The sequence below is a fragment of the Candidatus Poribacteria bacterium genome (assembly GCA_021162805.1).
Lineage (GTDB): Bacteria > Poribacteria > WGA-4E > B28-G17 > B28-G17 > JAGGXZ01.
The window spans coordinates 1-4,336 of the sequence record JAGGXZ010000184.1; the positions used below are offsets into that span (position 1 = coordinate 1).

Sequence of the window (4,336 nt, forward strand, 5' to 3'; positions counted from 1 at the left end):
CTATCCTTTCGGCTAGGATCATTCCCTCTTTTAGATCAAAGATCGATACCGGGCGTGAAAGGGTGATGGAGTCCAGAACCAACACGAAGGATCGTAAAAAGAAGTTCACAAGCACATAAACTCCGACGACGATGAGGGAAGATTTCAAAAGCGCCGGAAGCACGGAAGTGGCGAAGAGGGTCAAAAACAGGAAAGGCGGGAAGACGAGCAGGTAGATGATATATCTCCTCTCAGGCAGATGCTGTTGGATCAGCCTGTTGAGGGCGTAATAAAGGAGGATGACGAGGGCCAGGCGAGGTAACCCTCTGAGCTGAACGGAGAAGATGTAGAGGATAGCGAAATACACACATGTCGTGAAGGCTAAGAAACAGAACATATTGACGACGTATTGAGCGAGTTTTCGAGGAAGATCCTTGGGGGAGAGGATCATCTGGAATGCTTTCCGTCTTCCCTCCTTCGAGCTTTTGACGAAGATATACAAGAGGGCGAACCAGAAGAAGAGGAACAGGGTGTTCATCAGGATCACGACGGGTGGGTATTTGATACGTCCCGGGGACGAGTGGAGGAGAGCTGGAGGAAACATCATGGAAATACCCCATAGCAGTTTCGCATCCCCCGGCGCGAGGGTGCCGAGCCAATACATCAGGAATGAGATCAATCCCCCTGCAAGGATAACACCAAGGGCGGAGGAAAATGAGATAGCGCCTATGAGAAAATAGATGATCTGAACGAGAATTCCCCCGTATATGAGGGCGAAGGTGCATATGTTGTATATCTTTCCCTCCTTCAGGTCTGTATATGAGGCATGTGAGCAACCCAGTAAAGCGAGGGAAGTTATCAGATACTCATACCCACTCATCGTCGAGACACATCCGTTGCTAATTTAAGCAAACCCCATATACCCGGTAATTTCCGTCGTGGCGAAACCTCATATCTATATAGAGGATATCCCCATGACGATGGGAAAAATTCTCCTTCCAGGAACATGAACTCCTTCCCACTTTCCAGATCCTTAACCCACACCGTCTCTTTCGCTTGATATGCCCTCACTCACCTCCTTATCCCTTGGATTGAAAGCCTCTCTTATGATAAAGGAGAGAAATCCCCGTCGCTCATCATCGGATCGCACCTCTTTTTATCATCCCCCACATGAGCATCCTCAGATCAATTAGGGGTGAGACAGGATACTTGTAATTCGGATCAAATACGTCAGGCTCAAGGTTGTATCCTTCAAGTTTAAGTTGCTTTACTATCTCTCCCTCAAGTGTCATAAAGTAGATGTCATTTCCATCGAAACTCCCCTTCCTGTTAGATGAAAAAGCGATAAATCGCCCGTCCGGCGTCCAACAGGGATCCCACTCAAAAAGAGCCGTATTCTCAGTCAAATTCCTGAGGTTCCCACCTGATAGATCCATCGTGAAGATATCAAACTGACCGCCCTCATGGTCAGAAGAGAAGGTGACCTTCGTCCCATCCGGTGAGAGGCAAAACCCATGACAGTAGTTCGATGGCAGAAGTGTTTGTTTCTTAACTTCCCTACTGGCGATATCTATCAGAGAAAGGATATCCCCTCTTCCCCTGTGCGATACGAAGGCTATCCTCCGCCCGTCTGGAGTCCAGGCAACACCATTTGCTGACGGCATGTTTGGGGTTAGATATGTGATCTTCCTGCTCGGGAGATCCATGACATATATCCCACCGCTATTTCCGGGATCTCTATTCGAGATGAAAGCTATCTTTCTACCTTTAGGAGACCAAGCAGGTTCTAGATCTCGGGCGGGGTTGTGGGTTAACCGTTCGATCTCGCCGCTCGTGATGTCCATGATGTAGATCTCATCGTTCCCGTCCCTCCTTGACACGAAGACGATGTTTTTGCCATCCGGCGACCAGCGTGGGTGGAAATCCGGGGCAGGATGTTGAGTCAGCCTGATCGGTTTCAGGTGTTTTAGGTTTATATCTTCTATCAAATAGATGTCCTGGCTGCCGTCCTTCCTCCAGGTAGAGTAAACGAGCTTGATGTCCTTGAGGTCTGCCGATGAGATGGGTGAGATTATTAGAAACCAGATCAATACAAATCCCATCAAGTTATATCTGGGAGACATCCTCATCCCTCCATGGGATTCCGGGAGGGGATACCCTCCCGGGTCTACTATATAGGCCAACAATGTGAAGGTTGACCTCCAGGGTAAGAACTCTCGTTGGAGCATTTGTAAACCCAATTACCACCAGGCTCTTGGACTATACAACAGTACTCAGTAGCACAGTTCTTATCGCCACAGTTAAATTCTTCTGCTTTAACAGAGTGGGCGGATAGCAGCATGGCAGCCAGTGATGAAGCTGTTACCAGAGCGGCCATCGAGAAGGCGTTGCGGTATCCGACTCTGCCGGCCTCCGACAGGATGAACTGTGACACCTTCCTCCTCACCTGCTCCCTTGCATACTCCCCCATGACCTGCATCCCCGCTCACCTCCTTCCCTTTTGGAATTCAACGCCCTTCCCGAAAAGACCGGAAAGGAAACGGCGAAAGCCTTTTGATGGTTCCCTTCCCACTGCTATCTCCTTCCCTTCATCGTTTTATCATCCCCCACATTGTGAACAACTTTCGAATCAGATCAACTGGATAGGCAAATCGCGGATCAAACCAATCCTCAACAGACTCAGACTCATCCGGTGTGTTCGTTATGTTAGCTAGCTTCTTCCTACCCAAATCGAGGATGAAAATGTCCGTCTTATTCCCAAACTCCTTAACAGCACATCGAAATGCGATCTTCCCCCCATCAGGTGAGAAAACCGGTCCTCTCGCATAGCAGCGTAATTTCGTCAATTGCTTCTCGTGACCATTGTCCAGATCGTAAAGAAATAGGTTATATCCCTCGCCGCTGCGCGAAGAGAAAACCACCCTCCTCCCATCGGGAGACCAATCCGGCTCGAACTCCCACCCATGTTTTTCTCGATCCGTCTCGATCCTCCATCCTCTACCGGTATCGATATCCACGATCCCGATATAGAAATCCATCCTCCTCAGGGTATATGCCCAGAAGAGAACCTTCTCCCCATCGGGGGAAAACCTGGGGAACTCTTCGTTGATATCGGGCGTGTCGGTGATCTTCCTCACAGATCCATCTTTGAATGAGAAGATGAAGAGGTCTTCGTTTTCGCCTCCAGTTTTGCCGCTGTATACGATCTCCTTTCCGTCGGGCGAGAAGTCGAAGCTCCAAGCTTCATGTGGCAAATCAATCGGCTTGGGGTTGCCTATCTGATTTGAGGTTATATCAACCAGCTCTATCCTCCCGAAGTTAACAAGTCCTATCCTCCTGCCGTCGGGGAAGAAGCGAGGGTGTTTCCCTGCAGAGATGAACCTCCGCTTTCCGCTATTAAGGTTCATCACATAGGTGCCGGCTTTTCCAATCAAGGTGAAAGCGATCATTGGTTCCATTGCCATCACGGCTTGAGCAGCAATGAAGGACAGGATGAAAAATGAAACAGGTTTAACCTTCATGTGCTTTCCTCCTGACACCTGCAGGGGGAAGATATCCCCCTGCCTAAACACATTCATAAAGGACAGGGTGAATCCGGCCAGCACTCGTAGAAGAGAACGTTCCCTTGGGCGTCCTTAGCTCCGGGGCAACAATAGGGCATATCAGGTGGGCAATCCGCATCTGACTCGCATAAAGGTCCATGTTGGGCTGAGGAGCGCCCAATACCTAAAAGCATAGCAGCCAGCGATGAAGCCGTCACCAGAGCAGCCATCGAGAAGGCGTTGCGGTATCCTGCCCTTCCTGCCTCCGACAGGATGAACTGTGACACCTTCCTCTTCATCTGCTCCTTTGCATACTCCCCTATGATCTGCATCCTCGCTCACCTCCCTCTTGGATTTAACGCCCTTCCCGAAAGGAGATGACGGAAACCTTTCAGATCATCACCAATATATTCCCCAGAAGGTCACCTCCATATCTCCCAGATCTATCTCTTCCCCTATAGGCCTAAGCATTATCACTTCCTCTAAAGGTTCAAAACTATACCCCTGACGGCGAAGATAGGTCTCATACCTGCTGCCAGGAGAAGTATACCATCTGACAGGTGATCTTACGGCAGTTTGAACCGCCCTCACCATCTCCTCCACATCCTCATCAAGCGATCTAGGATCACGGACACCACCCCCTCCACTTTCACTCCACCTCGTGTATCCCACAACCTTATCACCCCGTCGGAAAATCCTATATTTGGATAATATCCTCATCGCGATCCTCTCAGGGATCTTATCCACGGACAGATTAGAAGGATAATAGAAGACAGGAAACACCCTTCGTATCCATCTCTCATACAGCTTTTTCA

6 protein-coding genes are annotated in these 4,336 nt (G+C 49.4%); all 6 read right to left on the minus strand.

Annotation, left to right across the window (positions count from 1 at the left end; translation table 11 throughout):
• Positions 1–859: prepilin peptidase (locus J7M22_14695; GenBank protein MCD6507853.1), on the minus strand; the 859-nt coding region annotated here is incomplete at its 3' end.
• Positions 860–1,115: 256 nt separating this feature from the next.
• Complete coding sequence (locus J7M22_14700) at positions 1,116–2,102, minus strand: PD40 domain-containing protein (protein MCD6507854.1); 987 nt, start codon at positions 2,100–2,102, stop codon at positions 1,116–1,118.
• A 47-nt stretch (positions 2,103–2,149) separates the two neighbouring features.
• Complete coding sequence (locus tag J7M22_14705; protein ID MCD6507855.1) at positions 2,150–2,458, minus strand: hypothetical protein; 309 nt, start codon at positions 2,456–2,458, stop codon at positions 2,150–2,152.
• 109 nt (positions 2,459–2,567) lie between these two features.
• Positions 2,568–3,500, minus strand: a complete 933-nt coding sequence (locus J7M22_14710; protein MCD6507856.1) for a PD40 domain-containing protein — start codon at positions 3,498–3,500, stop codon at positions 2,568–2,570.
• Between the two features lie 53 nt (positions 3,501–3,553).
• Positions 3,554–3,853 (minus strand): hypothetical protein, encoded by a 300-nt coding sequence (locus J7M22_14715; protein MCD6507857.1) that lies wholly within the window; start codon positions 3,851–3,853, stop codon positions 3,554–3,556.
• 67 nt (positions 3,854–3,920) lie between these two features.
• Positions 3,921–4,336: hypothetical protein (locus J7M22_14720; protein MCD6507858.1), on the minus strand; the 416-nt coding region annotated here is incomplete at its 5' end.